The organism is Peribacillus tepidiphilus (assembly GCF_009466385.1).
Classification (GTDB): domain Bacteria; phylum Bacillota; class Bacilli; order Bacillales; family DSM-1321; genus Bacillus_BN; species Bacillus_BN tepidiphilus.
The window spans coordinates 63,510-88,397 of sequence record NZ_WIAQ01000015.1 but is presented as its reverse complement, the minus strand read 5'-3'; the positions used below and the strand labels follow the sequence as shown (position 1 = coordinate 88,397).

Genomic DNA, 24,888 nt, shown 5'->3' with positions numbered 1-24,888 from the left:
CCCCTAAAATCATGAAGCGATTAGACGTTTATTTTCGTGTCAAACAGCTCTTTTCTTTCCATTAATATTTCAATTATTTGTTCGACTTGTTTTTCCGGAGTGCCCTCCAGCTTCTTCCCACCTTCTGGCTTTGGTGGAGAAAACATCTTTCCTACAATCGTTGGAGACCCCTTTAAACCAAGTTGAAGTTTGTCCACATGATCCAAATTGCTGACACTCCAGACAACAGGTGAATACCTGGCTGCTTTAATCATGTTTGGCAGCGGTGAATATTCAATTTCATTGATTTCTTTTTCAACTGTCAATAAACATGGCATATTTGCTTGAATTAACTCATATCCATTCGATAACTTTCTTTTTAATAAGATGGTTTTTTCAGCCTGATTGACCTCAACCACTTCGATTACATTTGTAACAGGTGGGATATCTAATCTTCTAGCAATACCAGGGCCTACTTGACCTGTGTCGCCATCAATGGCATGCTTGCCACAGATGATCAAATCAATAGGCTTTTCACTTGAAATCTTTTCAAGTGCCTTTGAAAGCGCATAGCTTGTGGCTAGTGTGTCAGCACCAGCAAAAGCCCTGTCAGAAATTAAATACCCTTTGTCGGCACCAATCTCTACACTTTTCTTAATGATTTCAACTGCTTGAGGTGGTCCCATCGATAGAACAGATATTTCTCCACCAAGCATACCTTTGAGCTTTGCCGCCTCTTGAACGGCGTGAGCATCATATGGATTAAGAATGGCAGGTGCGCTTCTTCGATCCAGTGTGTTAGTTTTTGGGTTGATTTTGATGATTTTTGTATCAGGCACTTGCTTAACGCATACCACTATGTGCATGAACAATGCTCACTCCTATCTTTTTATATAATCTGCCGATGATAACATCAGCATGTGAAACCCTATACAAAGGTTATTATTATGTTTTATATGTAAGCTGAAAAAGTTATATACCAACTCTTGAAGAAATGTTTTAAACTATGATCATTAGGTTAGAAGCTCTATTCATTGCTTAGTTAAATCGTTAAAAGCTTCATATTCCAAAAAAGGAGTAAAAACTTTGTAGCGTATTTCACAAATAAACATACATATTTCCTTTACCAAAAATAAACAGGAACAATTGACACAAAAAAAGATGGAATAATGAAAAATAGGCTTTTCAAAGAAGCTGATCGTTTGTGTGATCAAAGATGATGGAATTGTGTGAAGGATCTTAGGAAGTTGTGTAATAAAAACATTAATTATACTATATTAAATATTCCGAATAATTCAATGATAAAAATCACAGCTTAAGGCATTCAGTTTGATGAAAAAGCTTTGCTTATCCTATCTGCCATAACACTTTACAAATCCCAGAAGGATTATCTGTTGATGTAAGCTATGCTTCTTCTGCAGAGGAAGGCTGGAAATTTAATCGCTTTTGCAATTGGACTGCCAAACCCCACCAGAATTCCTTCTATTGGGGATGTAGTAAAATGAAAACAAAACACCCGGAACAGAATAATTAAGCCTTTGAAGTGACCCAGTAAAATGGGACAAGGAAAAAACACCTCCTGAATCGAATGTATAACTTACTTCGATTTGTGGAGGTGTTTGTCTTATGGGGACAAGAGTTCATTATCCAGAGGAGATCAAGTGGAAAGCTATCGAGATGAAACAAGCAGGGTATACCAACCGAGAAATTATGGAGACGTTAGGGATTAAAAATAAGACGCAGATCAAGACATGGATGAGATGGTATAAAAATGGCGAAACTCATCGGTTTTCTCAGCCTGTAGGGAAGCAATATGTATGGGGGAAAGGGGCACAGGAATTAAATGAAATGGAACAGCTCAAAATGCAAAATCGTCAGCTAGAAGCACAATTGGAAATCTTAAAAAAGTACAAGGAACTCGAGAGGAGATGGTGCCAGAAGTAGTGGTCCAAGTTGTAAGAGAGTTAAAAGACAGATATCCTGTTACCCTTATCTGTTCTTGTTTAGGAATTCCAAGATCGACATATTATCGATGGGAAAAGAAATGGGAAGAGTTCATCATGGAATCAGAGTTAGAACGGTTGATTCAAGAAATTTGTGTAAAGAATCATTATCGTTATGGTCATCGCAAGGTAAGAGAAGTCCTACGGCTTAAATATGGAATCAAGTTGAATCGCAAAACCGTACAAAAAATCATGCAAAAACGGAATCTTCAATGCCGTGTGAAGAAAAAACGTCAAAACTGGATCAATGGAGAAAGTAAAATCATCGTACCTAATCGTTTAAACCGTGATTTTACGGCTTCTCAACCAAATGAAAAGTGGGTAACGGATATCACTTATTTGACGTTTGGTACTTCGATACTTTACTTGTCAACCATTATGGATTTATACAATAATGAGATTATTGTCTATCAAATCAGCGACCGACAGGATGTTCAGCTAGTGTTAAAGACACTAGAAATGGCCGTAAAAGAGCGACAACCAAAACAAGTGTTACTCCATAGCGATCAAGGGGCGGTCTATACGTCTTATGCTTTTCAACATTTAGCCAAAGAAAAAGGCATTACCACGAGCATGTCCCGCAAAGGAAACTGCCATGATAATGCCGTAATAGAATCGTTTCATTCTTCATTAAAGGCTGAAACATTCTATTCACAAGAAAAACAAAATCTCACTAACTCTATTGTAAAACAAATGGTTCAGAATTACATCTATTATTATAATCAAATTCGAATTCAGGCCAAATTAAACTACCTGTCTCCTATTGAGTTCAGGAAACAGGCAGCATAGGTGTTTTTTCTGTGTCTCAAATAGGTGGGTCAGTCCACCTTCAATCCGGGTGTTTTCTATAATTTGTTCAGTTGATCCATTAATATAAATCTTCTCAAATGATACAAACATTCTTCTGATATAGATATAATCGTGCAACCATATCTTTTTTTCCCGTTCTGCTGCACTTCGTTTTGAATCTTTATAACAGCATGTAAAAGTGTATCTTGTACATAAAAATGAATAGGATATTGTAATGACTGATTCAAAGGTAGCTCCGTCTGAAAGGCGATCCCTTTAATGCTAACATCCAAAACCCTAACCTGTATTTCACTATTATTATATAAAATCGTTCCTTCTGTATTCAAAGGGCTTCGTGCTGCTTTTCTTCTTCTGTTACTCAATTGAGCTTCCGTCCATGAAACAAATACATATAGATTAAATCCTTGTTTTTTAATTAACTTTCCTTGAATACGCATCTCATCGACAGCAAAATAGATGGTTTGTCCCACTTCAAATAATTCTGGATCTTTTACAATTACATTCATTAGCTCACCCTCGATAAAAAAGAGAGCAGCAGCGATCACTTGGTCATCTAAAATGATAGAAATTTCATCCATTGTTTACCCAGCCCTTAAACCAATCTGACCCGATTATACCAGATTTACCCTAAATTAGGCCGCATACAATAAAATTTATTGCACTTTCAAATTGGATACAGTGTGATTTAATATAAAAGACATTTTTTTAAAATTTATTTTAATCCCAATTCCATGTTTGCTACTCCTTTTGATCTGCTGATATTCATTAATTAGCTTGTCCAATTCCTGACTGAATAAAATGGTTTTGTCATTGGTTAATCCATATTTGTTTGCATGGCTCATCATTTCTTGTCTTTTCATATGAATTTCATTGGATAGCAACTCTAGTGTTTTCTCAATCATTTGCCCTTTCTTCCCCTCAACAAAATTTTTACTTTTGGATTATTACAAATTTTTCTTTATCTGTAAATAGTTTCGCAAATATAGACAAAACAATATAATATTAGCCAATTTTTGTACGTTTTAGCCTGCATTTTCGACAAAAATCCCCATAATTCATTAAAATCTCAGTTTGACCTTTAGCACCCTTCTATAGTAAACCAAAAAAACAGGATCAAAAAAAAACCTTTGCAGAGCATAATACCCCGCAAAGGTTCTTAATCTTAAACACTTATGCTTTTGCTTCTTCCTTCTCATAAATTGGTACCCAGCCTTCTGTTGTGACAAAAATTCGGACGGCTACTACTCTTCTATCTTCTTCTAATAAGAAATAGTGTCTAACGTTTTCTGGCACTGATATTAAATCTCCAGGACTTAAATGTACGTCAAACCATTGTCCGTTTTCTCCTTCAATCGCAAATAAGCCGTGACCACTTACGATGAAGCGAACTTCATCATCCGTATGGTGGTGTTCCTTTTTAAAATTTTCAAGGAGTTGATCTAAATTTGGGGTATGATCAGAAAGTGCCACGACATCCTGTGCTTTGTAGCCCCTTCTATCAGAAAGATCTGCAATTTCTTGCTCAAATGTTTGAAGGATGGCTTCTTTTTCTTCATCTGACAAAATATATTTTTCTTTCAATGAATCCGGAAGCTTTGTAACATCCCATTTTTCATAGATCACTCCCAGGTCATTTAAAAAACTCTCCACCTCTATTTCATCCTTCAAAACTCTATCGCTTTCATGAAAAGTAATATAAGCCATTTTCGTTTCCCCCTTTAATAAATTGATAATTTGCTATTTTTTGCTGCTTGGAGTTGCAGTAATTTCACTTGATATGAAAACAAAAATTCACATGCTTCTAGAATTTTCTTCGCTTCGAATCCATTTCTACCCCAGACTGTAATACCATGATTGCGAATTAAAACAGCACCGTAATCTTCGTGTACATGACGGCTAAATTCTTCAGCTAAAGAAGGAATATGGGCATGGTTGTGTATAATTGGTATGATCAGTTCCGCATCTTCCTCCCATTTTCCAATAGCTTTAATAAGCTCCTGCTTTTTAAATACAATCTTTCCTTCATCACCATATAGTTCAGAGATGACATTGTTATCAACCGTATGCACATGGAGGCAGCAGCCCGCATCCGTTTGATTGTAAAGGACTGTATGTAAGAGAGTTTCTGCAGAAGGCTTTAGATGGGTCTTTTCAACAGGGTTTCCTTCTTGATCTATAAGGAGGAAGTCTTCATTTGTTGTTTTTCTTTTATCCTTCCCGCTTGCTGTAATTAAGAAAGTAAGAGGATCCGCTGACACTTTAATTGAAAGATTACCACTCGTTCCAAAAAACCAATCTCTCCCTGCCAATTCTTCTTTCATTTCAGTTAGCTCATGCCATCTTTCCACAATTGCACTCATGTCCTCACCTCCAGCTCTTCCTTTAAAATACTCAGGCAATCATAAAATGTCTCAAATGATTTATAAGGAATTCCTTCTTCCTCACATTTCTTTACAAGATAATCTCTTGCTAAAACGAAATCTGCCATTTTGGCGGCTTCTAAGTCCGTTATAGAATCTCCAATGACAATTTTGAACGTTTCATTGGTTGCAAGCTTTCTCATCACAGATGGCTTACAACAGCCACAGCCATTTTGACAAAGATCATCACAGGAATGCGGCCACAAAATTTCAATATGATTATTTTGGAAGCTAGCACTGTTGCAAAAGATCGCTTCTTTTTCAACTAAGCCTTCTAGTAAAGGCTCCACAAAAAAGTCAATGCCTCCACTTACAACATAAAAAGGGATGTTTTCCTCTTTAACGTATGAAATGAAGTCATCGAAGCCTTCCCTTATTTCTGCATTTGCTTCTAAATATTGAATGATCTCGTCTTTTTTTTGGCTATCAAGAAGGGAAAACATTTTTCCTACACCCTCTTGAATGGAGATTTTTTTATCTAATACGTCTTGAATAATCGTCTCGGTTTGCTCTTTTTCAAATTGCTTCATGATGCTGACGATATTATCATTTTTTGTAATGGTCCCATCAAAGTCACAAAAAATTACCGGTTTCATTTCACCCCGATGGGTTCACCTCCCCAAACCTCTATTGCTGTTCTCAATTCTGAATACTCCTTTATACCCTCTGATAAGGTTTTCCCTTTAAGGACTGTATCGACCGCCTGTCTGAAAGCACGACCTCCGGCAGCAGCTCCGTCCGGGTGACCATGAACACCTCCACCAGCATTAATCACGCTATCGATTCCAAAATCCTTTATTAACTGCGGAACCAATCCAGGATGAATTCCAGCAGATGGAACTGGAAAAGACTTTTTCCATTCACCTTCTTCTGCAGTTAAAGCTGTTGCGATTCCGAGGGCATCTTCTCTTGGAATTGCTACACTACCATATGGAGATGGGAACAACGACAAGTCCGCGCCTGTAATCCTTACTAACTTTCCAAGCAGCAATGGATAAGATAAACCATACAGTTTTGAAGAAGCTATACTGCCACTGAATGATGGATGTGCCATAATCGGCAAATTAAGATTTTCTTCTCGTAATGCTTGCAAGACATCTAACCCATAGGTAAAAACATTGAATAATAAAGCGTCTGCCCCAAGCTCTGCTGCCCTTTTAGCTCGGTCAATCAATTGATAGGTTTTACCTGTTAAATTTACGGCATAAAGAGTTCTTTGCCCGGTTTCTTCATACACCTCGCGAAGAACTTCCTTACCTGCGATGATCCTCTTTTCAAATGGAGTTAGGTCCTGATCGAAAAGAATTTCATCATCCTTGACCAAATCTACTCCTCCACGTGCCTGATCTTTGAGCTGATTTTTGAGGTAGTTCAAATCGCGGCCAAGGACACCTTTAAATATACTCATTACAAGCGGACGATCATGGACATCTAAGATAGAGCGGATACCATCTATACCAAATTTAGGACCTGGAAAGGCATAACGAATTTGTCCTTTTAGTTCTAAGTCTAGTAATTTAATTTCACCATCAAGTGAGAGCTTTCCGAAGACAGTTGTCAATATAGCGGGTAAGTCCGTAGAAAAGTTCGCAGCTGGGTAAGCAATCGTTACGATTGATTTTCGTACTTTTTTTCCTAAAAATTTAGAAACTGCCTCATCCTCTTTAGCTTCAGAAACGGACATAACAAGCCCTTTATGCTTCTGCAATTGTTCTTTTTCAAGCTGAGGCAAATCTGTCCAAGTCCCAACGGTTAATCCGAGGGCAATTCCTTCGGCTTTCTTTTCAGGTTGATCGTTCTGATCGTAAATCTGATAGGTAGCCCAAACTTCGCTCATGCTTTACCTCCTGTGGAGTATGGAATATAAAAGGCCTCTTCCATGAGAAGAGGCCATAAGAGTCTGACAATCTTCTCATCTTTCAGCGACTGCTGTTAGATTTAGCACCGTGCCTTACGGATTCTTCATCCGGCGCAAAATTTAGCGCCCCATTTCACAATGGTATTACGGTCGGTTGCCGGGCTTCATCGGGCTAATTCCCTCCACCTGCTCTTGATAAGAAAACAAAACGATATGATTTTGAATTTAAGAAAAATTTCAAATTTATTTGGATTATGACACTATTCATTTATACTGTCAATATTTTTTTAGAAAATCCCCAATGCTTGTATTCTTCTGACAGCTTCAAGCATCTTGTCTTCATCCGTCAGCAATCCTGCCCGAACGTAGCCTTCACCATATTTTCCAAAGCCAATTCCCGGAGCTACAGCGACATGAGCGTGTTCAAGCAAGTAATTGGAAAACTCCTCAGAAGTGAATCCCTTAGGGACCTTTAGCCAGGCAAAGAAAGACCCTTTTGGAAATTCCACTTCCCAGCCGATTTTTCTTAACCCATTAATGAGTACTTCTCTTCTTGATTCATACTTTTTCACAAGATTATGAACACATTCCTGAGAACCAAGCAATGCTTCTTCTGCAGCTTCCTGGATAGCAGGAAATAAACTAACATAAAGATGATCCTGCAAAAGCTCAATAGCTGAAATGACGCTCTCGTTTCCCACTGCAAATCCTACCCGCCAACCAGCCATGTTATACGTTTTAGAAAGTGTATAAACTTCTATACCAATATCCTTAGCTCCCTCTATTTGCAGGAAGCTAAGAGGCTTATTCCCGTCAAATCCGATGGCACCGTATGCAAAATCATGGACTACGCAAAAGCGATGCTTTTTAGCTAGATCAACTGTTTCCCTAAAGAAATCCTCTGTCGCTATGGCACCTGTAGGATTATTAGGATAATTCAAAAATAAGAGCTTCGCTGATTCTAAAATTTCAGGGGAAATAGATTTATAATCTGGTAAAAATTCATTTTCTTCCAATAAAGGCATAAACTCCATTTTTGCTTGTGCGAGAGCCATTCCAGACCAATAATCGGGATAACCAGGATCCGGCACCAATGCAATATCCCCAGGATTCAATAGACATTGGGGAATTTCAACTAACCCTGCTTTGCCTCCAAACAAGACAGCTACTTCCTTTTCAGGGTCTAACTCAACTCCATACTCTCGTTTATAAAACTCTGCTGCCGCCTTCTTCAAATAAGAATAGCCCCTGAACGGAGAATATTTATGGTTAATGGGATTTTCACTAGCTTCTTGAAGTCTTTTCACAATATGCTCCGGCGTTGGTTGATCCGGATTGCCTTGTCCCAAGTTGATTACATCATGGCCCTGTGCTGTAATGGCTGCAACCTTTTGGACTAGATTGGCAAAGAATTGCTTCGGTAGTTTTTGCAATAACTTCGATTGTTCAAAATCGACCATTCTTTTCACCTACTCTGAAATTTCTTGAAAATCTAGTCACAAATATTATATTGTTATAGACAACTTGTAAAGATTATTTTTTTGAGGTGAAGTAATTTGAAACCATGGAAAGTGGCATGTATCCAACTAGATATTGAATTTGGTAATCCGGAAAAAAATTTTTTAAGAGCCAGTGATAAAATCGCTGAAGCCGCTTCTTCAGGTGCAGAGATTATAGTATTACCTGAACTGTGGACAACAGGATACGATTTAACGAGATTAGAAGAAATAGGAGATTCCAATGCAAAAAGATCCATTGATTTTTTGAGAAAAGAAGCAATAAAGCATAGAATCCATCTGATTGGTGGATCCGTTGCTAATCAAAAGAAAGACGGAGTGTATAACACACTTCTTGTGATCGATAAGGGAGGAAATCTCCTAAAACAGTATGACAAGCTCCATCTCTTCAAGCTGATGGATGAGCATAAATTTTTAAGGCCAGGCCAGTCTGATGGCTTGTTCCAACTTGATCAGGTTCCTTGTGCAGGGTTTATCTGCTATGACATTCGCTTTCCTGAATGGATCAGAACACATACCGCCAAGGGTGCAGAAGTTCTATTTGTAGTAGCTGAATGGCCACTTCCACGTCTTGCCCATTGGCGAGCATTACTCATTAGCAGAGCGATAGAAAATCAAGCTTTCGTCGTTGCATGTAACCGGTCCGGCAGTGATCCTCATAACACGTTTGCTGGACATTCTATGGTCATTAATCCATGGGGGGATATACTAGCAGAAAGCAGCGAAGATGAGAGCATCCTTTACGCTGATCTTTCTTTTGACAAAACACCTGAAATTAGAAAACAAATCCCTATTTTTCAGGATCGTAGACCAGAATTCTATTTGTAATGAAAATTTTCAAAAAAATATTGACAAAAACTTTTTAAAGTTGTTATGATTCTCATCAAGTAAATAAAACTGAATGAATCAAACTCTTATCAAGAGCAGGCAGAGGGAAAATGGCCCGATGAAGCCCAGCAACCGACCGTAATACCATTGTGAAATGGGGCGCTAAATTTTGCGCCGGATGAAAAATCCTTAAGGCACGGTGCTAATTCCACCGGAAATATTCCGGAAGATAAGAGGTGCGAAGTCGATCCTTCAAGCCTCTTTCTTATGAAAGAGGCTTTTTTGATGCCAATTTGGACTCTAGTTAGTAAATGAGCATGGGGGGAAGGAATATGGCAGTAATTACTCAATCAGCTTATCAAACTTTAACTGAACAGACAGCAAAGGAACTTGTCCGTAAGCTAGGACTTTTCGATCAAAACGAGGAATTGAACGTTAGGGAGATTGGCGACGGAAACTTGAATTATGTTTTTCAAATTACAAATCCCTCAACAAATAAACGCATCATCGTAAAACAAGCATTGCCATACGCAAAGGTTGTCGGCGAGAGCTGGCCTCTTACAGTAAAAAGGGCAACTATTGAAGCGAATGCATTAAAAATATTCAAGAGCTACAATCCAAAGCTTGTTCCGGAAGTCTATTACTCTGATGAACAGCTTGCTGTTACTGTGATGGAAGACTTGTCCCATCTGACGATCGCAAGAACAGGGCTTATTAAAGGGGAAAGCTACCCGCTTCTGTCCAAACATATTGGAGAATACTTAGCGAAAACTCTTTTCTTCACATCCGATTTTTATTTACACCCGACTAAGAAAAAAGAGCTAGCAAAACAATTTGTGAATCCAGAACTATGTAAAATTACGGAGGATTTAGTTTTTACCGATCCTTTCTTCGATCGTGAAACGAATGATTTTGAGGAACGGTTATCTGAGGATGTTCAACAGCTGTGGGAAGACGATGAGTTAAAACTCGAAGTTGCAAAATTGAAGAAAGCCTTTCTTACCGAACAGGAAGCTCTTCTTCATGGAGATTTACATACTGGTAGCATTTTTGCAGGTTCGTTGGAAACTAAAATCATCGATCCAGAATTTGCTTTTTACGGACCGATGGGATTTGATACTGGCCAATATTTCGGAAACCTTATTTTTCAAGCTATAACTAGAAATGGGGAAAAACGAGCTGAGATTTTAACGAGTTTGAAAGAGTTCTGGGAGACCTTCGAAATACATTTTACTGAACTATGGAATTGTTCCGACACGGATCCTTATCGGCATACTCACGGATATCTCCAATCCGTTTTAAATAAAATTTTTCAGGATACACTTGGGTTCGCTGGATGTGAACTCATCAGACGAACCATTGGTCTTGCCCATGTGAAGGACCTTGACGGAATTCAAGATGAATCCAAGAGAATTCAATGCAAAAAAATGACTTTATCCGTGGGGAAAATGCTTATAAAAAATCGTGAGGAGCATGGCGACCAGCAATCTGTACTGAAATCTCTCAATCACTTATTAGATCAAGCAACAAGATAAAGGAGTGTTTCATTTGGTTTCAAAATCAACTCTCCCTCGTTCCATTGAATGGAAAGAATCCCATATTACGATATTAGATCAGAGAAAGCTGCCTCACAGTACAAATTTTATTGACTTATACTCAATCGAAGAGGTGTACGAGAGCATTGTCTCACTTGCTGTACGCGGAGCTCCTGCCATCGGAATTGCAGCAGCTTACGGGCTTGCTCTAAGCGCCCAGCAGCTTGATGGGGAATCATTGGAGGAATTTAAATTAAAGGTAAAAGCCAAGTCCCACTATTTGCGTGGCTCCCGACCTACTGCAGTTAATCTCTTTTGGGCACTTGACCGGATGGAAAAAGCATTAAAAGACGCGATTTCCGTTAATGAAGCAAAAACAAACTTAATCCATGAAGCCATTAAGATTCAAACGGAAGATGAAGAGGTTTGCCGTCAAATCGGTGAGTATGCTTTAAGTCTTGTTAAAAACGGAGATACTTTAATGACAATATGCAACGCTGGAGGCATAGCTACAGCCAGATACGGTACCGCTCTTGCCCCCTTTCACCTTGCCAGTGAAAAAGGTATGGTGTTAAAAGCCTTCGCATGTGAAACAAGACCTGTCCTGCAAGGAGCTCGCTTAACAGCTTGGGAACTACAGCAATGCGGTACGGATGTTACGATCATTACGGATAACATGGCAGCCCAAACCCTCAAGGAAAAAAACATTTCAGCTATAATCGTAGGTGCCGATCGCATAGTTGCCAACGGTGATACTGCTAATAAAATTGGTACTCTTGGTTTAGCTATTTTAGCGAAGCATTTCGACATTCCTTTTTATGTATGCGCCCCAACCAGCACCTTTGATGTAACAATGCAAAATGGAAATGAAATACCAATTGAAGAACGCAGCCCTGAAGAAGTTACACATCTGAACGGTCAACGGATTGCACCTGAAGGAACAAAAGTTTATAATCCGGCATTTGATGTAACTCCATCAGAGCTCATTACGGCATTCATTACGGAAAACGGAATTATACATCCGGATTATTCCGAACATATTCCAAAATACCTCAAGTAAAGATATTGGAAAAAGATTAGAAAAGGGCTTCCCCGACGAGGGAAGCCCTAAAAAAGTTATTCCAAGAACAATCAGAATGATTGAAAACGTTGTTTATTCGTAACTTGAGCATCCTCTAATACCTATCTGATCTCTTCCGTTATCCTTTGCATAGTAGAGTGCCTTGTCAGCTTCTTCTATAAGCTCAGAGGGATCAGAATGTACAGTAGGCCATTTGGTGGCAGCCCCAATACTGACTGTCACATACTGTGATATAGGAGAAGATTCATGTTCAATCTTTAAGTCCATAATGGCTTTCCTTAACTCTGAAGCCACTTTTTTTGCACCTTTTTGATTCGTTTCAGGCAGTAAAATAATAAATTCCTCTCCCCCAAACCTTGCCACTATATCGCCAGGTCGCTTAACGGTTAACGTAAGTATTTCCGCTACTTTTTTCAAACATTGATCACCCTTTACATGTCCATAGAAATCATTGTATTGTTTGAAAAAATCGATATCGACCATTAAAAGCGATAATTCCTGCCCAACCCTAATCGCTCTTTTCCATTCCTTTTCTAGCATTTCATTGAAGTAACGGCGATTTGGAATAGATGTTAAGCTATCCTTAATAGAAATTTCCTTTAACTTCCGATTCGCTTCCTCCAGTTGAAGCTGAGCATTTCTTTTTACTGTAATATCCTTACACAAAAATAATCTTCCATGAAAACCTGTTTTACCTTTGATTGGAACATTAGTGATATCGATATATCGGTCATCTATAAGCTTTAACTCATACTCTATTACTTCTTTTAATGGAGATGAAAGAGCTTTAAAATTTTGCATTCTAGAAATGAATGGCATCACATATTTACTAAGAACGATCGAAAACCTTTCCCCCACTAATTCCTCCGGCTTCTTATTAATATGGAACATTTCACAGAATTGAATATTTACATGTGTTACCAGCCCAGCTTCGTCTTTAGCTAGGAGAGCAGATTGCAGGTTTTCGATTAATGCTGTAAGTCTGCTTGTAGTTTCTTCCAATCTTCTTTGAGATTTTAGCGTATCTGTGATATCAATTAGCTTTCCTCTCGTACCAATCGGTTTTCCTTCTTCATTTCGTATTAATTTTACAAATACCTCTACCCAACGTTTCTCTTTAGCAGAAGTTAAATACCGCATTTTGTAGCGGATCGTTTCATTTTCACCCTTAAGTAGTTGGGATAAAACTAATTTATTGGTTGTCAAATCTTCTTTGTAAATATAATTAAAATAAGGCTTTCCAATAGTCTCTTTCACCTTATAGCCGGTTAGATCCTCCCAAGCTTGATTTAGAAACTCCCACTTCCCATCCATATCCGTAACGAAAATGATCTCTTGTAGAGAATTGACAACATCTAAAAATCTTTCTTCATTTTTTTCTAGAAGTTTTACAGTATCGTAGACCTTTTCGGACATTTCATTAAATACATCGCAAAGCTCTTCTATTTCACTTGAACTTGAAGCGACTTCTTCATTGGAAATACGGATTAGTTGCATCTCGTTTTTTAATACCTTTGCTGCATGCAACAATTTTTTAATAGGACGTTCAAAATTTGTCGCCAATCGGAACGTTGCAAAAAATCCGAAAGCGAGAACAACCAATGACGAAATAATAATAATCCCTGCAGAATGATAAAATGGAGCCAAAATCTTACCTTTATCAATTTCACCAATGATCATCCAAGGTACCTTTTCGAGAGTTTTGTAGGTTATGTAAGCATTTTTTTCATTGTCTTCTATTAAACCTTTAGACGAATTAGAATTTTCAGATATTTTTTCTTTTAGTTGATCTCCTATAAAGCTGCCTTTCCCTATTCGAGTAGAAACATTCGTCAGCAAATATCCATCCATATTTACGATATATGTTTTCATTCCATGGGATAAATGAAAATCATTTATGGTTTCATCAAGAATCGTCATTTCGACAGCGCCTAATAGAAGTCCCCCTTTTTTGAGTGGCGATGAGAACACTACGATCGACTTCTTATGATCATGAGCATTGAAAATTTCCATAACGTCATCCAATTCTCTAGAAGCAGAATAAAAATATGGACGATTCGAAATGTTAAGACCCATTAGACCATTCGTATCCGCTCGAATAATTCCTTCCTCGTCTGCATAGGCAAGGGAATAAAAATCCGGGGTATAAGCGGAAAACCTTTCAAGAGCTCCTTGAATTTCTTGATTGCTTTTTCCTTCGATGTCCATTGTGTCAGCCATTATACGAAGCTTTATGGATTGTTCCTCAATCCAAGAATCAATAGCCTTTTTCTGCAATTGCATAATTTGGTTAAGATCTTGTTCAGCCTGATTTTCACGATAGCTTTTTTCATAAAAAAACAATGGAATGATACTAAAGATTATGACACAAATTAAAAACAATGAAGTCCAGAACCTCAATTGTTTTTTAAAAGTCTTCAATTTAAATGTTTTGATAAACCATAAAAACAAGGAGCTCCCCCCTTTCTTATTACAATATTTTAAAAGTTGGATATTTTTTCGTAAATATCATTCTTTATACCTATTATAAAATGTCTAGGATAATAATCCATCTTTTTTATATAAATAAGTTCAAAATAGTGTTTTTATTCGTAGTTTATGATTAATCTGTTTTTTTCTAACAATAACCTACATGTATTCCCTTTTAGATTTTAGGCACTGTATACTGAAAAAACCCGCGAATTAGGCGGGTAGTTTGTTTTATAAGGCACCTTCTAATTGAAGCAGCCTGCTTTTTATTGATGTTTTAGTTCCAGCGTAGCCAGTTAAACTGCCTGATTTCCCTATAATTCTATGACAAGGAATAATGAAAGGGAACTTATTGGCCCTGCTGGCTTGTCCGACTGCCCTAACAGCTAGAGGGCGATTGATTTGGGCGGCAATTTCGCTATACGTTCTTGTTTCTCCGTAAGGAATCTCCATCATGGCTTCCCATACACTTAATTGAAAAGGCGTCCCTGTAATATGAAGAGGAGTCGTAAATTCCATTAATTCACCGTTAAAATAAGCTGTAAGTTCTTTTTTAGCCATTGTTAATATATGATGATCTTCTTTTGATATCAGGTTATAACCTTTTAAAAAACGGACTAGATCCACTTCTTCAAAAAATATCCCCATCAATTTTTCTTCATCTGCAGCAAGCCAAATCTGATTGGCCAAAGGATGACATAAGATTGAAACATATATGCTTTTTTTCAACAATTTGACCTCCTTTTTCACCATATCATTATCATAAAGAATCTGGTTTGAAAGGCAAATACACATGGAAGGTCGTTCCTTCTCCCAAAGAGCTTTCTACTTCAATCCAGCCATGATGTTCTTCTATTATTTTATAGCTTACCATTAGACCTAAGCCTGTTCCCCTCTCCTTGGTTGTGTAAAACGGTTCACCAAGCTTTTTTATTTTTTCCTCGGGGATGCCCATTCCTTCATCCGAAATCGAAATTTTTACATACTCATCCTTCCAGGTATCTGTCTCAATACAGATTTTCCCCCCTGTTGGCATAGCCTCCAAAGCATTTTTCATAATATTGATAAACACTTGCTTCAACTGATTGGCCTCACAAAAGATGACCATTTGCTTGTGATAAATCGGTGTAATGATTACATTTTGCAAAAGTGCTTGTGCGCGCAGCAACTCGATCGTTTCTTGGACAATTAAATTAATATCCTTCTCCAAAAATTGAGTGGCTTGAGGCTTTGCTAAAATCAGAAACTCGGTAATAATTGACTCAATTCTTTTTAGTTCTGAATTAATCACACTAAAATAAGTAGAAAAATCTTCCTTTACACTACCTTGTAATAACTGGATAAATCCTTTTAGAGCAGTCATTGGATTCCGGATCTCATGAGCAATGCCCGCAGCCAACTCACCCACCACATTTAGTGTGTCTGACTTCCGGAGTTGTTCCTGCATTTCTAGCTTTTCGGTAACGTCCTTAAATACAGTTAGATTCATTCCAGATACTAGATTCATTTTAGTAGAAAATTCAATATGCTTTGTTTTACCATCTTTAAATATAATAGGGATCACAGCGTTTAAACTTTGTGAATTTTTCAGCTTATAAATGTACTTATCGATTTCTTTTTTATTTTCCGGTACAAGCTTTAGCATTCGGCTTAATTCCATAGAAAGAATCTTTTCTTTATCGATCTCTAATATCTTCGCACCAGCATTATTAATATTATGAATGCAATTGTCCTTCCATAAAATAAGTCCATCCATTGAGCCTTCAAAAATTTTACGAAATTTATTTTCGCTTTTTCTAAGCTTCATTTCCATTTGCCAGCGTTCACTTACATTCCGATAAATCGTTAAAGTTAGATGATCCTTTTGTAAGGCTTTCGATGTAAACTCTAATAGCTTTTTCTGACCATTTGGCATAAGAAAGAATAGCTCGTCTCGTATCTCCCCTTTTTCTTTAAAGGTAAGATTCATTTTATAAAATCTACGATCTTTTTTCATCACATATTGGGTAATATTGCTTCCGATTAAGCTTTTCTTATCAGATTCAAAAATTTTACAAGCCGCCTTGTTTACATTAAGAATCATTCCCTTTTGGTCAGTTATAACGATCCCGTCAATTGCTTTTTCAAACAAAACAGAAAAAAGCTCCTCACTTTTATTTAATTTTTGCTCAATAAGCCTTTTTTCTGTAACATCCCGAAAAATGGACATAAAATGCCCATTATATACATTGGAGCTTGTGGTAAAGTCCAAGAAAAGCTGGTTTTCCGCAATATTAAAAACGACCGATCCTTCGGATGTTCCCGTTTCTATCAAATTCATCCATTCCTTCTGCCATTCTTCAATGGAACTATTATCTACAAAATCATGAATATATTTTTTTAATAATTCCTCTTTCGAAAGATTAACAATATGAATAAAAGCCGGATTTGCATCAACGATCGCACCGGTTTGATCATAGATAACAATTCCATCGACAGCCTTTTGGAAAACATCCTTAAACATATGAGAAGAAATATTTCTTTCTCTTTCCACCTGTTTTTGGACAGTAATATCAAAAATCTTATAAACTATATGATCTTCCATTAACAAAGCCAAGAATTCCACGTGTTTGACTGAACCGTCTTCTAAAAGTAGAAGCCATTCATCTTTAAATTGATGATTAAGATACAATTGTTCATCCTGGTATTGTAATATTTGTTCTGGGACCATTTCTAAAAAGCTTTTCAAATTGATCCCAATCAATCGATCTTTTGGACATTGAAGCAACGTTTCAGCTGCCTTGTTCACATTTACAATATTTTTCTTCATATCTGTAGTAATAAACCCATTCTTTGAGTCATCTAATAATCTTTTATAGAGATTATATCCGCTTTTTAAATCGGAAATATTTTTATGAGATTCATTATGGTTATGTTCTATTTTGCTCGAATACATCCTATTAGCACCCCCAAATCCTCCTCAACATAAATTCTACAAAAAATTGCAAAATCCTATTTCCAAACTCTCTAACTTTAAAAAAATGTAAAAAAATAAAAAAAACAGGAAAAAAGATCGCAGTCTTTTTCCCTGTTTTTTCTTATAATATATAAAGTTGAGGAACTTTTGATGTGCCTAAAGATATGGATTTTCATGCTTTGCTTTTAATCGCTGCCATCTACGCTCTACTTCTTCTTCAAATCCCTGTAATAAATGTTTATTTTCTGGTTTGAGAAGATGCTTTGTTTTGCCCATGTAAGAAAGCCATTCAGTAAGAGGAATACGTTTATTCTTCGCTTCAGGATCGTATGTGATGGTTGTTTGGCCCTGCTCAACCTCATAAAGAGGGAAGAAGCACGAATTAACCGCAGCTTCCATGATCGTAGTCCCAAAACGGTCTTCAGATTTCCAGTTTAATGGGCAAGTAATCAAGATTTTTCCGTAAACGGTACCCATATTTTGAGCGTACCATTGTGCTTTCGCAGCTTTCTTGATCAGATCTTGAGGGAAAGCTTCCGTTCCTGTAAAGACGTAAGGAATATTCGTTGACGCCATTATTTGGGCAGTATCCTTATGGTGGAATGCTTTTCCTGCTTGTGAACGACCGACATTCGTTGTGCTTGTCATATGACCTAGAGGGGTTGAATAACTCATTTGAGAGCCTGTATTCATATATCCTTCATTATCATATTCAAGGATAATTAACTTATGATTTCTTAGTGCTGTACCAATTGCTGATCCCATGCCGATATCCATACCACCGTCTCCGGTGATCATAACAAACGTTACATCATCAGAAACATTGATTTCTCCCCGGCGCTTTAATTCAAAAAAGGCTTCAGCTGTCCCAGACAAAGTAGCAGCTCCGTTTTGGAATAAGTTATGAATCATTGTCTGTTTATGAGAAGTATACGGGTATGCAGTAGTTACCACATAGGCACAGCCTGTTTGGAATAATACTACGATATCTCCTTCAATCCCTTTAAAAAACAGTTCAAGTCCAGCAAAAATTCCGCATCCCGGACAAGCTCCGTGACCACTTGCCAAACGCTTTGGCTTGGAAGTTAACGCACGTAGGGGAGGAATCTTCACCTTCAGCTTACCAGTAGCTTCATCTGGAGTAACCGAAATCAGTCCGGATTTATACACATCTCCATGCATTGGCTCAATCACTGGCTTTAACACATTTTCTGGGTTCCCAGGTGTATGACCATAATAATCAAACGGTTTTTCTGCATATCCTTTTTCCATTGTCTCGATTGCCATTTGGAAAAATGCGTGGGCATCTTGAGGATAAAAATCTTTACCACCAAGACCAAAAACACGGCTTAAAACAACTGTAGAGTTATAAGGATCCTCTTGAAGTGCTGATTTTACCTCATGCGTTAAATTTGGACCGTGACCACCATAAGAATCAGCTCTTTCTCCAACGAGTAGGGCTTTTACATTTTTTAAAGCTTTCTGTATTTCTTTAGCTGGGAACGGACGAAGAATATTCGGGCTGATCACACCTACTTTTATGCCTTTTTCACGGAGCTGATCGACCACATCTTTTGCCGTTTCTGCAGCAGAATTTAAAAGGAATAATGCAACTTCAGCATCTTCCATTTTATATAAATCCAAGACTTCATATTTGCGTCCAGAAATTTTTTCGTATTCATCTGCTATTTCTTGAAAAACATCATGTGCTGCGTACATCGCCTCAGATTGCTGAAAATGATTGTTCAATAAATCTTCCCCGTTCATGTGGGCACCAATCGTTACAGGTTTTTTAGGATCACGTGCGAAATTGTAATCGGTTGGACACTCTCCTACAAAATCTTGAACCACTTTTCGATCCTTGAAATATTGAACTTTTCTTTTTTGATGAGATGTAAAGAAACCGTCATACGCCACGATGACTGGCAGGCGAACCTTTGAATGCTCGGAAATCTTAAGAGCCATAATGTTCATATCATATACGGCTTGTGGTGTGCGAGCTGTTAAAATAACCCAACCAGCATTTAAGGCAAAATAAAGATCTGAATGATCCCCACGAATATCAAGCGGACCTGAAATAGAGCGAGTAACAAGGTTCATGACCATAGGGAAACGGGTTCCTGATTGGACTGGCAATTGCTCAAGCATATACATAAGTCCATTTGCACTTGTTGCGTTGAAAACACGGGCTCCAGTGACAGCAGCACCATAGCATATACCAGCGGATCCGTGCTCCCCATCAGCCGCAATCAATTGAATATCATGCTCGCCTCTTGCTTTCATCTGATCTAAAAATTGTGCCACTTCTGTTGATGGTGTGATTGGAAAATATCCCATTATATGATAATTGATTTGGGCTGCCGCCATTGCCGCCATTTCATTACCAGATTCAAAGGTTGTAACTTGCTCTGCTACACCTGTTTCTTTCAAATCTCTTTCTAATAGTGCCATTACAATGCACCTCCTGTTACATAAGGAAAGGTATGCTTCACTGTGTTTGCTTCCGCATAGCCCATTTCTTCACGAAGATCTGTAAGGGCGCTTGTAGGGCACGCTTCAACGCATTTTAAGCAACCTTTGCAGTATTGATAGTCAATTCCTTTAAGGAACATATTTTTACGACCCTTTTTATCTTCTCCTTCTTCCCAAACAAAGCAAAAATCTGGACAAACTGTATCACAAGACGCGCAATGGATACATTTTTCACTATCAAATTTCGGAAGAAAACCTTGGCGTGAACCGCTTAAGTCTTTCAAAATGCTGTTAGCTTGAGCTGTTATAACCCCACCAATTTCCTGGGTTTTATAGCCTAATTGTGGTAATGGTACTTTGAATTGTTTCCCTTTTGCACCTTGAGGAGTTTCGTATGTTTTGAAGGTGACTTCATTATACCCTCGGTCAAATGTGCGGATATTAGGCTCAACGAGATGAGGATACTTCTTTTCAAACGTTTTTCTAATGACTGAGCGCATAGAATCTGGATCTAAGAAATCACAGATTTTAAACAACGCTCCAAGCATCGCTGTATTCACCTTCGTTTTTTCTTCAACCGCAATTCCAAGTGCATCTACAATAGCTAATGTGCCATATTCAATTTTCAAGTCTTCTTTAATTTCATCAAAATCCCTTGTGGAATTTACTAATACAATGCTGTCCGGCTTTAGACCGCTAACTACATCTACCATTTTGTATAACGCTTCGTGAAAAACCCCAATTACATGTGGCTCTTCAATTGGACTATGGTCGCGTATTTCTACATCCGGGTCACAGAAACGAATAAAAGATTTTACAGGAGATCCCTTCTTTTCCGACCCATAGGATGAAAAGTTCGAACCGTTTAATCCTAATCCCAGTACACCTGCTTCTGCAAGCATTTTCCCTGCTAAGTTTGCACCTAATCCACCAATAGACTCAAGTCGTATCTCAAAAAAACCGAGATCATTTTTTTTCGGTAAAACTGACATCATATCCCCTCCTTTTTACTTATGTCCTCCTTACGAAGACAGATGTTCTTAAGCAGGATCTTCTGTCTATCTTGATGCACCATTTGACTCCTATTTAAAAACATGAACACTATCTCTATTAAACTTACGGAAAAATCTCTCTTAGAAACATTCTATGAAAAACGCTTATGAAATGCTGTGATAAATATCAAACATTTACAAATATTTTATGATACACAATTATTTTTATGAACAAAACCTTAATATACTGCATATGAAAGCGTATACAATATTATATAACAGATTTGATTTTGTATTATAACAACATCTTGTAGGCTTGATTTTTTCAAAAAAATATGTATGATGATACAGTCTGCGTTTTAAACTTGATTCTATGAGTCATGAATGCTGTCGACGTTCTTTTATTAAAGAAAGGTTGGAGGCAATACGATTATGAGGCAACGAGATTACTTCTTTGATAATGCAAAATTTTTTCTTATATTTTTCGTTGTATTTGGTCATTTGCTAAGGGAATTTATCAGTGATAACGAAACGATTTATGCGGTATATAAAACCATTTATTCCTTCCACATGCCGGCGTTTATTTTTGTATCCGGTTTTTTCGCAAAAGGAATCTATGAAAAAGGATATATAACAAAAATAGCAAAGAAACTGATTCTACCTTATTTAATTTTCCAATTGGTCTATTCAGTTTTTTATTTTTTCTTATACCAGAAAAATTCACTCACCATTGATCCATTAACTCCTCATTGGTCATTATGGTTCTTGGTTAGTTTATTTTTCTGGAATATCATGCTGCTCGGTTTCTCAAAATGGAAACCTTGGATAGGCATTAGTATTTCTTTAACCATTGCACTATTAATTGGTTATGTGGATTTTGTATCAAATTATCTTAGTCTTTCTAGAACATTCGTTTTCTTTCCGATGTTCTTAATTGGATACCATATGAAAAAAGAGCACATTCAAAAACTAACCAATATAAAGGCTCGTTCGATCGCTTTCATTACGATAGCCACCGTATTTTTTTGGTTCCTGCAATTCCCAGAAATTAATTATAAATGGCTTCTAGGCTCAAAGCCTTATTCAGAGCTTGAAAGTGGTTCCTATATTGCCATGTTTACCCGCTTAGGCTTCTATGTCTTAAGCCTTATCATGGTTTTTAGCTTTTTGGCTTTTGTTCCAAAAGGTCAGTATTTCTTTACGAAATGGGGCAAACAAACTCTTTACGTGTACTTGCTCCATGGATTCTTTGTCCGTACGTTTAGAGAAAGTCCTTTGAAAAACTATTTCACAGACATCGAAAACTTTATTATGCTTGCAGGGATCTCCTTGCTATTAACAATCTTTTTATCAAGCCAATTGATCACATCACTCGCCCAGCCAATCATCGAGCTAAGAACAAGCCAATTAAAAATGCTTCTGCGAAACATTTCCTTGTATATGGACTCCATTCGCGGTAACCGCAATCGAAAAAGCAGCCAAAGCTATTAACACAAAAAATGAAGCATCTGCCGATGTGGCAGATGCTTCATTTTTTGCGATCCATATATATTTCTTCCAAACTATCCTCAATTCTCTTTAACCTTTTCGTGAAAAAAAGAACCCTTTAATAATCACGACGATTGCTATAATGATGGAAATTAGAATAGCAAACATGATAAACTGATAAATTAGATCCCCTAAATACATCCATACTCCCCTCTTTTTTTCAACTTATCAAATAAAATCCAGACATTCAATATAAAATGAGCCGACTTTCCATTAGAAATCGGCTCTTTCATTAGTTAAACCTTTATTGATCTTCTACTACAATATAAGCTGCTTTAATTGGTCCATGTACACCAACGACCAAATTCATCTCGATGTCCGCTGAGTTACTTGGCCCTGTTACGAAATTTATGCTTGATGGAACTGCTTCTCCATTTTTTACGGCTTCACGGATAAATTGCGCTGCTTGCGTCATTCTTGGAACGATCGAGCTCTTCGGAATGATTGCAATATAAGTTGTAGGGAGCAAGCTTACAGAACGACCTTTTTCTGGACTTGCAAATAATACAACAGTGGCTGATTCGGCTAGCGTAATTTCGCTGAAAGTAATTCCGACATTTGATTTTTCAGCTAACGAAATATTTTGATCGCCTAATTCAGGATTCCATTCAAATACTTTGCATCCGTTTGCAGGCAATTCCTCTGATAGCAAACCCCGCAAGCCGAAATCATCAAATCGATGGTCCTTTGTGATCATGACGGGACCGCCGCCAAATTTATTTATAGCTGCCTTTAAAGTGTCTTGTAAACCGGATGTAGTCGTTTGATAGTAGTCGGTATGAATTCGCTCACAATGTTCCTTGAATATTTCCACCAATTCATCCATTGTTTTACCAGCCAATGTCTTATGCTGCGGCTGGTAATTATATTCACGTTTCGGCGCACTAGAAAGTATTGAACTTCGACCTAAGCGCCCTGCTACTTTTGCTAAAAATTGCTCGCGATTTTGAATGGTTCCGCTCATTATTTATTCCCTCCCTTTTCACGATTCTTGAACCAATCCCGGAAGCGTTCTTTGTTTGGAGCAGGGAATTCACGAATTTCTGTCCAAGCCTTCAAAGGTCCAGGACCTTTTGAAATTTTGGAACCAGTTGTAAATGGACTCATTGCGGAAGGAGCAATTTTTGATCCAAGCTTATAAAGCCCTGGAGAAGCCGCACCTAATCCGAATGCTTTCATAGCAAGCTTTTCAGAAATTGGTGCACGACCTTCTCTTTCCACAATGACTTGACGATGCTTGTGCAAAAGCTCATGAAGCGGTATTTTGACCGGACAAGCTTCAGAGCAAGCTGCACAAAGTGTAGATGCATAAGGCAGTTCCTTATAGTCATCATATCCACCAAGCAATGGAGATAAAACAGCTCCAATTGGTCCTGAATATATCGAACCGTAAGAGTGACCACCGATATGTCTATATACCGGACATACATTCACACAAGCAGCACAGCGAATACATTGCAGTACAGATTGGAATTCAGTGCCTAGTATTTTTGAACGACCGTTGTCAACAATCACAAGATGGAATTCTTCTGGTCCATCTGCTTCACCAGCACCTCTAGGACCTGTAACTGCTGAAATATAGCTTGTTAACCTTTGTCCAACTGCACTTCTCGTAAGCATTCCAACAAGCACTTCAAACTCCTCGTGAGTTGGAACGATACGCTCCATACCCATAACTGTGATTTGCGTTTTTGGAATCGTCGTTACAAGACGTCCGTTTCCTTCATTTGTTACTAAGCTAACGGAGCCTGTCTCAGCAATAGCAAAGTTACAGCCTGTAATCCCGATGTCTGCTGTCAAAAAGTCCTTACGAAGGATACCACGAACGTGGGCTGTTAATTCTTCTGGCTTTGAAGTCCGTTTATACCCTAATTTCTTAGCAAATACTTCACGGACCTGTTCTTTATTCTTATGAAGAGCCGGTGCAACAATATGAGATGGAGGATCATGGTCGTCTACTTGAAGAATATACTCTCCAAGATCCGTTTCAATGACCTCACAACCAATACTTTCCAAAACAGCATTCATGTTGATTTCTTCTGTAACCATGGACTTCGATTTAACAATTTTTTTCGCTTGTTTCTTTTCTGCCACCGCTTTAATATATTGTGTCGCTTCTTCCGCTGTTTCAGCAAAAAACACATGTCCACCACGTTTGGCAACATTTTCACTCAATTGATATAAGTAATAATCCAGGTTTTCAAGAACATGCTGACGGATCTCCTCTGAATGAGAACGCCACTCTTCCCAATTCCCAAGCTCTTCAGCGGCAGCTAATCTTCTACCATGTAGTCTTTCTTGGGCACTAGAAACAGCCGCTCGCATGAACTGATTGTCGATTCCATGATCTACACGTTCCTTGAATGTTTTGGAACTTGTTTTCATTGCCATATTATTCAACTCCTTTTACGCTAGCATTG

General features: G+C 37.8%; 20 protein-coding genes and 2 riboswitches. Of the genes, 5 read left to right on the top strand and 15 right to left on the bottom strand.

The genetic code is table 11. The features are described from left to right. Window positions 1-20: 20 nt before the first annotated feature. Window positions 21-845, bottom strand: a complete 825-nt coding sequence (locus GD441_RS09790) for an electron transfer flavoprotein subunit beta/FixA family protein (protein ID WP_153126173.1) — start codon at window positions 843-845, stop codon at window positions 21-23. A gap of 760 nt (window positions 846-1,605) precedes the next feature. Between GD441_RS09790 and GD441_RS09785 the strand changes: the two genes are divergently transcribed. After that, window positions 1,606-2,771, top strand: a protein-coding gene (locus tag GD441_RS09785) for an IS3 family transposase (RefSeq protein ID WP_153126171.1) whose coding sequence is annotated in 2 segments (ribosomal slippage) — window positions 1,606-1,882 and window positions 1,882-2,771 — 1,167 coding nt in all. Because the reading frame shifts where the segments join, the coding sequence is not laid out codon by codon here. 56 nt (window positions 2,772-2,827) lie between these two features. Here the strand turns inward: GD441_RS09785 and GD441_RS09780 are convergent. From GD441_RS09780 to GD441_RS09750, 7 genes are all read right to left on the bottom strand, one after another. Next, window positions 2,828-3,370, bottom strand: a complete 543-nt coding sequence (locus GD441_RS09780) for a PilZ domain-containing protein (protein WP_153126169.1) — start codon at window positions 3,368-3,370, stop codon at window positions 2,828-2,830. A gap of 75 nt (window positions 3,371-3,445) precedes the next feature. Next, window positions 3,446-3,694 (bottom strand): aspartyl-phosphate phosphatase Spo0E family protein, encoded by a 249-nt coding sequence (locus tag GD441_RS09775; RefSeq protein ID WP_153126167.1) that lies wholly within the window; start codon window positions 3,692-3,694, stop codon window positions 3,446-3,448. Window positions 3,695-3,962: 268 nt separating this feature from the next. Beyond that, window positions 3,963-4,496: a cupin domain-containing protein gene (locus GD441_RS09770; protein WP_153126165.1), complete on the bottom strand. Its 534-nt coding sequence runs from the start codon at window positions 4,494-4,496 to the stop codon at window positions 3,963-3,965. Between the two features lie 14 nt (window positions 4,497-4,510). Beyond that, complete coding sequence (locus GD441_RS09765) at window positions 4,511-5,152, bottom strand: methylthioribulose 1-phosphate dehydratase (protein ID WP_153126162.1); 642 nt, start codon at window positions 5,150-5,152, stop codon at window positions 4,511-4,513. Next, window positions 5,149-5,808: a 2-hydroxy-3-keto-5-methylthiopentenyl-1-phosphate phosphatase gene (locus GD441_RS09760; protein WP_153126160.1), complete on the bottom strand. Its 660-nt coding sequence runs from the start codon at window positions 5,806-5,808 to the stop codon at window positions 5,149-5,151. Before GD441_RS09760 ends, GD441_RS09765 begins: the two co-directional genes overlap by 4 nt. Then, complete coding sequence (mtnW, locus tag GD441_RS09755; RefSeq protein ID WP_153126158.1) at window positions 5,805-7,049, bottom strand: 2,3-diketo-5-methylthiopentyl-1-phosphate enolase; 1,245 nt, start codon at window positions 7,047-7,049, stop codon at window positions 5,805-5,807. Before mtnW ends, GD441_RS09760 begins: the two co-directional genes overlap by 4 nt. A 72-nt stretch (window positions 7,050-7,121) precedes the next feature. Next, window positions 7,122-7,272: riboswitch (SAM riboswitch) on the bottom strand. An 85-nt stretch (window positions 7,273-7,357) separates the two neighbouring features. Next, entirely contained in the window at window positions 7,358-8,530 is a 1,173-nt protein-coding gene (locus GD441_RS09750; protein ID WP_153126156.1) for a pyridoxal phosphate-dependent aminotransferase, read from the bottom strand. Window positions 8,531-8,626: 96 nt separating this feature from the next. Between GD441_RS09750 and GD441_RS09745 the strand changes: the two genes are divergently transcribed. The 3 genes from GD441_RS09745 (at window position 8,627) to mtnA (ending at window position 12,010) form a co-directional block, all read left to right on the top strand. After that, window positions 8,627-9,415: a carbon-nitrogen family hydrolase gene (locus GD441_RS09745; protein WP_153126154.1), complete on the top strand. Its 789-nt coding sequence runs from the start codon at window positions 8,627-8,629 to the stop codon at window positions 9,413-9,415. 83 nt (window positions 9,416-9,498) lie between these two features. Continuing rightward, a riboswitch (SAM riboswitch) is annotated at window positions 9,499-9,651 on the top strand. Between the two features lie 96 nt (window positions 9,652-9,747). Then, a complete protein-coding gene (gene mtnK / locus GD441_RS09740; protein ID WP_153126153.1) occupies window positions 9,748-10,950 on the top strand; it encodes an S-methyl-5-thioribose kinase in 1,203 nt (400 codons plus the stop codon). A gap of 13 nt (window positions 10,951-10,963) precedes the next feature. Next, window positions 10,964-12,010, top strand: coding sequence for an S-methyl-5-thioribose-1-phosphate isomerase (mtnA, locus tag GD441_RS09735; protein WP_153126151.1), 1,047 nt, complete (start codon window positions 10,964-10,966; stop codon window positions 12,008-12,010). A 93-nt stretch (window positions 12,011-12,103) separates the two neighbouring features. Here the strand turns inward: mtnA and GD441_RS09730 are convergent, their stop codons facing one another. The 5 genes from GD441_RS09730 to GD441_RS09710 all read right to left on the bottom strand — a co-directional run bounded on the left by GD441_RS09730 (window position 12,104) and on the right by GD441_RS09710 (window position 20,920). Then, window positions 12,104-14,482: a sensor domain-containing diguanylate cyclase gene (locus GD441_RS09730; RefSeq protein WP_153126148.1), complete on the bottom strand. Its 2,379-nt coding sequence runs from the start codon at window positions 14,480-14,482 to the stop codon at window positions 12,104-12,106. A gap of 249 nt (window positions 14,483-14,731) precedes the next feature. After that, a complete protein-coding gene (locus tag GD441_RS09725) occupies window positions 14,732-15,229 on the bottom strand; it encodes a methylated-DNA--[protein]-cysteine S-methyltransferase (RefSeq protein WP_225434192.1) in 498 nt (165 codons plus the stop codon). A 31-nt stretch (window positions 15,230-15,260) separates the two neighbouring features. Then, window positions 15,261-17,435 (bottom strand): PAS domain S-box protein, encoded by a 2,175-nt coding sequence (locus tag GD441_RS09720; RefSeq protein WP_153126144.1) that lies wholly within the window; start codon window positions 17,433-17,435, stop codon window positions 15,261-15,263. Between the two features lie 177 nt (window positions 17,436-17,612). Continuing rightward, complete coding sequence (locus GD441_RS09715; protein ID WP_153126142.1) at window positions 17,613-19,907, bottom strand: thiamine pyrophosphate-dependent enzyme; 2,295 nt, start codon at window positions 19,905-19,907, stop codon at window positions 17,613-17,615. Beyond that, window positions 19,907-20,920 (bottom strand): 2-oxoacid:acceptor oxidoreductase family protein, encoded by a 1,014-nt coding sequence (locus GD441_RS09710; protein ID WP_153126140.1) that lies wholly within the window; start codon window positions 20,918-20,920, stop codon window positions 19,907-19,909. The genes GD441_RS09715 and GD441_RS09710 overlap by 1 nt, the downstream gene beginning before the upstream one ends. A gap of 432 nt (window positions 20,921-21,352) precedes the next feature. On the opposite strand from GD441_RS09710, the gene GD441_RS09705 reads away from it, so the two are divergent. Further along, window positions 21,353-22,411, top strand: a complete 1,059-nt coding sequence (locus tag GD441_RS09705) for an acyltransferase family protein (protein ID WP_153126138.1) — start codon at window positions 21,353-21,355, stop codon at window positions 22,409-22,411. A gap of 301 nt (window positions 22,412-22,712) precedes the next feature. Here the strand turns inward: GD441_RS09705 and GD441_RS09700 are convergent, their stop codons facing one another. Both GD441_RS09700 and GD441_RS09695 read right to left on the bottom strand, forming a co-directional pair. Further along, window positions 22,713-23,435, bottom strand: a complete 723-nt coding sequence (locus GD441_RS09700) for a LutC/YkgG family protein (protein WP_225434195.1) — start codon at window positions 23,433-23,435, stop codon at window positions 22,713-22,715. Then, the gene (locus GD441_RS09695) at window positions 23,432-24,859 is read right to left on the bottom strand and encodes a LutB/LldF family L-lactate oxidation iron-sulfur protein (RefSeq protein ID WP_153126134.1); all 1,428 of its coding nucleotides are present in this window, start codon (window positions 24,857-24,859) and stop codon (window positions 23,432-23,434) included. The genes GD441_RS09700 and GD441_RS09695 overlap by 4 nt, the downstream gene beginning before the upstream one ends. Window positions 24,860-24,888: the final 29 nt, after the last annotated feature.

Excerpts from the sequence above, each read along its gene's own strand:
- GD441_RS09790 (WP_153126173.1), bottom strand. The coding sequence starts at position 845 with ATGCACATAGTGGTATGCGTTAAGCAAGTGCCTGATACAAAAATCATC.
- GD441_RS09780 (WP_153126169.1), bottom strand. The coding sequence starts at position 3,370 with ATGGATGAAATTTCTATCATTTTAGATGACCAAGTGATCGCTGCTGCT.
- GD441_RS09775 (WP_153126167.1), bottom strand. The coding sequence starts at position 3,694 with ATGATTGAGAAAACACTAGAGTTGCTATCCAATGAAATTCATATGAAA.
- GD441_RS09770 (WP_153126165.1), bottom strand. The coding sequence starts at position 4,496 with ATGGCTTATATTACTTTTCATGAAAGCGATAGAGTTTTGAAGGATGAA.
- GD441_RS09765 (WP_153126162.1), bottom strand. The coding sequence starts at position 5,152 with ATGAGTGCAATTGTGGAAAGATGGCATGAGCTAACTGAAATGAAAGAA.
- GD441_RS09760 (WP_153126160.1), bottom strand. The coding sequence starts at position 5,808 with ATGAAACCGGTAATTTTTTGTGACTTTGATGGGACCATTACAAAAAAT.
- mtnW (WP_153126158.1), bottom strand. The coding sequence starts at position 7,049 with ATGAGCGAAGTTTGGGCTACCTATCAGATTTACGATCAGAACGATCAA.
- GD441_RS09750 (WP_153126156.1), bottom strand. The coding sequence starts at position 8,530 with ATGGTCGATTTTGAACAATCGAAGTTATTGCAAAAACTACCGAAGCAA.
- mtnK (WP_153126153.1), top strand. The coding sequence starts at position 9,748 with ATGGCAGTAATTACTCAATCAGCTTATCAAACTTTAACTGAACAGACA.
- GD441_RS09720 (WP_153126144.1), bottom strand. The coding sequence starts at position 17,435 with ATGTATTCGAGCAAAATAGAACATAACCATAATGAATCTCATAAAAAT.
- GD441_RS09715 (WP_153126142.1), bottom strand. The coding sequence starts at position 19,907 with ATGGCACTATTAGAAAGAGATTTGAAAGAAACAGGTGTAGCAGAGCAA.
- GD441_RS09710 (WP_153126140.1), bottom strand. The coding sequence starts at position 20,920 with ATGTCAGTTTTACCGAAAAAAAATGATCTCGGTTTTTTTGAGATACGA.
- GD441_RS09705 (WP_153126138.1), top strand. The coding sequence starts at position 21,353 with ATGAGGCAACGAGATTACTTCTTTGATAATGCAAAATTTTTTCTTATA.
- GD441_RS09695 (WP_153126134.1), bottom strand. The coding sequence starts at position 24,859 with ATGGCAATGAAAACAAGTTCCAAAACATTCAAGGAACGTGTAGATCAT.